The sequence below is a fragment of the Kitasatospora sp. NPDC059571 genome (assembly GCF_042735675.1).
Classification (GTDB): domain Bacteria; phylum Actinomycetota; class Actinomycetes; order Streptomycetales; family Streptomycetaceae; genus Kitasatospora.
In genome coordinates this window covers 5,007-9,609 of record NZ_JBHWBW010000242.1, presented here as the reverse complement: position 1 = coordinate 9,609, position 4,603 = coordinate 5,007, and the positions used below count along the sequence as shown (strand labels likewise).

3 protein-coding genes are annotated in these 4,603 nt (G+C 74.8%); all 3 read left to right on the top strand.

The annotated features are described in order from the left end of the window. The first annotated feature begins 335 nt into the window (after positions 1-335). The 3 genes from ACFV0G_RS24180 (at position 336) to ACFV0G_RS24170 (ending at position 4,565) form a co-directional block, all read left to right on the top strand. Positions 336-1,475, top strand: a complete 1,140-nt coding sequence (locus tag ACFV0G_RS24180; RefSeq protein ID WP_380551579.1) for an MBL fold metallo-hydrolase — start codon at positions 336-338, stop codon at positions 1,473-1,475. Between the two features lie 148 nt (positions 1,476-1,623). Next, positions 1,624-3,156, top strand: coding sequence for a TldD/PmbA family protein (locus tag ACFV0G_RS24175; protein WP_380551576.1), 1,533 nt, complete (start codon positions 1,624-1,626; stop codon positions 3,154-3,156). Then, on the top strand, positions 3,156-4,565 hold the full coding sequence (locus tag ACFV0G_RS24170) for a metallopeptidase TldD-related protein (protein WP_380551573.1): 1,410 nt from the start codon (positions 3,156-3,158) through the stop codon (positions 4,563-4,565). The genes ACFV0G_RS24175 and ACFV0G_RS24170 overlap by 1 nt, the downstream gene beginning before the upstream one ends. Positions 4,566-4,603 lie beyond the last annotated feature (38 nt).

The window sequence follows — 4,603 nt, the reverse complement described above, 5'->3', positions numbered from 1 at the left end:
CGGCGGCCCACCCGCCCCCCACCCCGCCCCACCCCCCCACACCCATGAGCCGCTGCCCGCGCCCGCCCCCCCCGCCCCCCCGCCCCCCCCCCACCACGGCGGTACGCCGCGAACGCGCACGCACTGTGACGCTATCGGTCGCCGCTGCGCTGCGACGAATCGACGTCCCACAGGTCCGCCGCACGGGAACTGTGGCATCCCGACAATGCGTCCCCGGCCCGAACCGGGAACAACCGGGACCGTCCGACCCGTTGCCCCGTGGGCGGCCCCGAACGCCGGGCGCCCTCCCTGCCGGGCCGGACACACGGTCGGTGACGAGAGAAGCGGAAGCACGGATGACCGAGGCACACCCCACCGCCACGAGTGGGCGGCGCGGCCGCCTGGTGGCCCTGGCGGCGCTGGCCGCAGCCGCCGGCGGCGCCGCGTACGCACTGCGCGACCTGCCCGCCGCGTTCGGCCGGCGGCCGGACGCCGCCCGCGAGGAGCGGGTGCGCAACTCGCCGCAGTTCCGCGACGGCGTCTTCCACAACGCGCCCTCCGAGCTCGCCCGGCCCACCACGCCGGGTGTCGAGACCGTCCGCCGGATGCTGCTGGACCGCGCCGGCCGCCGCCCGGAGCTGCCCGTCCCCACCGTCCGCCCGCAGCCCGGCGGCGACCGGGCCGCCGAGGGCGTGGAGATCGTCTGGTACGGCCACGCCTCCGCGCTGGTCGAGATCGAGGGCAGCCGGGTGCTGCTCGACCCGATGTGGAGCGACCGCTGCTCGCCGTCCGCGCACGTCGGCCCGAAGCGGCTGCACCCGGTGCCGGTCGAGCTGGAGGAGCTGCCCCGGCTGGACGCGGTGCTGATCTCGCACGACCACTACGACCACCTGGACATGGCCACCGTGCGCCGGCTGGTCGCGGCCCAGTCCGCGCCGTTCCTGGTGCCGCTCGGCATCGGCGGCCACCTGCGCCGCTGGGGCGTGCCCGAGCACCGGATCATCGAGCTCGACTGGGACGAGACCTGCACGCTCGGCGACCTCACGCTGGTACTCACCTCGGCCCACCACTTCTCCGGGCGCGGCACCACCCGCAACACCACCCTGTGGGGCTCCTGGGTGATCGCCGGCCCGACCCGCAAGGTCTACTACACCGGGGACTCCGGGTACTTCGAGGGCTACGCCGAGGTCGGCCGGGAGCACGGCCCGTTCGACGCCGCACTGGTCCAGATCGGCGCGTACGACCAGGCCTGGGCGGACATCCACATGACGCCGGAGGACGCCGTGCGGGCCCACCGGGAGCTGGGCGCCGGGCTGCTCGTCCCGGTGCACTGGTGCACCTTCAACCTGGCGCTGCACCCGTGGTCCGAGCCGATCGAGCGGCTGCTGGTGGAGGCCAAGGCGCACGCGGTGCCGGTGGTCGTGCCGCGGCCCGGCGAGCGGGTCGACGTCGACCAGCCGCAGGAGCTCGACGGCTGGTGGGAGACGATCGCCTGACGGTTCGTCGGCGGGCGCGGCGTACGCGGCCGTGCGCCCGACATCGACCGAATTCGCTGGCCCCGGGGCGGTCGACGGGACATGATGCGGTGCGGGGCGCCCCGTTGCGGGCGCCCCTGCCCTCGATCCGCACGACCCAGGGAGCCCGATGCCGCCCTCAGCCCGCGCCGTCGACCCGGAGTTCCTCGCCCGTCCGCTGCACGCGCTGGCCGATGCCGCGCTCGCCCGGGCCCGCGAACTCGGTGCCGACCACGCCGACTTCCGCATGGAGCGGGTGCGCAGCGCCGCCTGGCGGCTGCGCGACGCCCGCCCGTCGGGGACCTCTGACAGCGTCCAGCTCGGCTTCGCCGTCCGGGTCCTGCTGGACGGGGCCTGGGGCTTCGCGGCCGGCGTCGACCTGACCACCGCCGCGGCGGCCCGGGTCGCCGAGCAGGCGGTGGAGGTGGCCCGGCTCTCCGGCTCGATCAGCCGCGCGGCCGGCTCGTCCGAGGTGGTGGAGCTGGCCGAGGAGCCGGTCCACCCGGACGCGGTCTGGGTCTCCTCGTACGAGGTCGACCCGTTCGAGGTGCCGGACGCGGAGAAGACCGGACTGCTCGCCGAGTGGAGCAGCCGGCTGCTGGCCGCGGACGGCGTCTCGCACGTGACGGCGGCGCTGCTGACCGTCCAGGAGAACAAGTTCTACGCCGACACCGCGGGCACCGTCACCACCCAGCAGCGGATCCGGCTGCACCCGTGGCTGGAGGCCACCTCGGTCGACGAGCGGACGGGTGCCTTCGACTCGATGCGCACCCTCGCCCCGCCGGCCGGCCGCGGCTTCGAGTACCTGCGCGGCACCGGCTGGGACTGGGACGCCGAGCTGGCCGAGCTGCCCTCGCTGCTCGCCGAGAAGATGCGGGCGCCGAGCGTCGAGGCCGGCCGCTACGACCTGGTCGTCGACCCGTCCAACCTGTGGCTGACCATCCACGAGTCGATCGGCCACGCCACCGAGCTGGACCGCGCGCTCGGCTACGAGGCCGCCTACGCGGGCACCTCCTTCGCCACCTTCGACAAGCTCGGGACGCTGCAGTACGGCTCCGGCCTGATGCACGTCACCGGCGACCGGACCGCCGAGCACGGGCTGGCCACCATCGGCTACGACGACGAGGGCGTCGCCACGCAGTCCTGGGACCTCGTCAAGGACGGCGTCCTGGTCGGCTACCAGCTGGACCGGGCGATGGCCCGGCTCAAGGGGCTCGGCCGCTCCAACGGCTGCGCCTTCGCCGACTCCCCCGCGCACGTGCCCGTCCAGCGGATGGCGAACGTCTCGCTGCAGCCGGCCGCCGGCGGCCCGGACACCGCGGGTCTGATCTCCCAGGTGGAGAACGGCCTCTACATCGTCGGCGACCGCTCCTGGTCGATCGACATGCAGCGCTACAACTTCCAGTTCACCGGCCAGCGCGCCTACGCGATCAGGAACGGCCGCCTCGCCGGCCAGGTGAAGGACTTCGCCTACCAGGCGACCACCACCGACTTCTGGGGCTCGATGAGCGCCGTCGGCGGCCCGCAGACCTACGTGCTGGGCGGCGCCTTCAACTGCGGCAAGGCCCAGCCGGGCCAGGTCGCGGCGGTCAGCCACGGCTGCCCGTCCGCGCTCTTCCGCAACGTCAACGTGCTCAACACGCAGCAGGAGGCCGGTCACTGATGAGCGGGATCAACCCCCACGAACTGGTCGAGCGCGCCCTGGAGGCGTCCCGCGCGGACGGCACGGTGGTCATCGCCGACGAGGAGTCCACCGCCAACCTGCGCTGGGCCGGCAACGGCCTGACCACGAACGGTGTCACCCGCGGCCGCCGGCTCACCGTGATCGCCACGGTCGACGGCGCCGAGGGCACCGCCTCCGGCGTGGTCTCCCGCGAGGCGGTCACCCCCGACGAGGTCGCGGACCTCGTGCGGGCCGCCGAGGCGGCCGCCCGCGCGGCCGGCCCGGCCGAGGACGCCCAGCCGCTGATCGCCTCCCGGCCCGCCTCGCCGGACTTCGCCGCGCCGCCGGCCGAGACCTCCGCCGAGGTGTTCGCGGCGTTCGCGCCCGCCCTCGGCGAGGCCTTCGCCCGGGCCCGCAAGAGCGGCGAGCTGCTGTACGGCTTCGCCCGGCACGAGGTGGTCAGCAGCTACCTCGGCACCTCCACCGGCCTGCGGCTGAGGCACGACCAGCCCACCGGCACGGTCGAGCTGAACGCCAAGACCGCCGACCTCACCGGCTCCGCCTGGGCGGGTGCGGCGACCCGGGACTTCACCGACGTCGACGTCACCGCGATGCACGAGGGGCTCAGCCGCCGGCTCGGCTGGGGCCGCACCCGGATCGACCTGCCGGCCGGCCGGTACGAGGCACTGCTGCCGCCCTCGGCCGTCGCCGACCTCATGGTGTACCTCAGCTGGTCGGCGGGCGGCCGCGACGCCGCCGAGGGCCGGACGGTGTTCTCCAGGCCGGGCGGCGGCACGCGGATCGGCGAGCGGCTGAGCCCGCTGCCGCTCACCCTGCGCGCCGACCCGGCCGAGCCCGGGCTGGGCGCGGCGCCGTTCCTGCTGACCCACTCCTCCGGCGACAACGCCTCGGTGTTCGACAACGGCCTGCCGCTGGAGGCGACCGACTGGATCCGCGACGGCGTGCTGGCCAACCTGGGCACCACCCGGCACTCGGCCGCGCTGACCGGGCTGCCGCTCACCCCGCCGATCGACAACCTGGTGCTGGAGACGGCCGGGCAGGCGGCGGCGCCGACGCTGGACGAGATGATCTCCCGTACCGAGCGCGGCCTGCTGCTCACCTGCCTCTGGTACATCCGCGAGGTGGACCCGGCGACGCTGCTGCTCACCGGGCTCACCCGGGACGGCGTGTACCTGGTGGAGAACGGCGAGGTGGTCGGCGCGGTCAACAACTTCCGGTTCAACGAGTCGCCGGTGGACGTGCTCGGCCGGATCACCGAGGTCGGCCGCACCGAGCGGTGCCTGCCGCGCGAGTGGGGCGACTGGTTCACCCGGGCGGCGATGCCGCCGGTCCGGGTGGAGGGCTTCAACATGAGTTCGGTCAGCCACGCCCACTATCGCCCGCTGTAGGGGGGAGGTCACACGCGGTGGGGAGGTGACGAACGGTC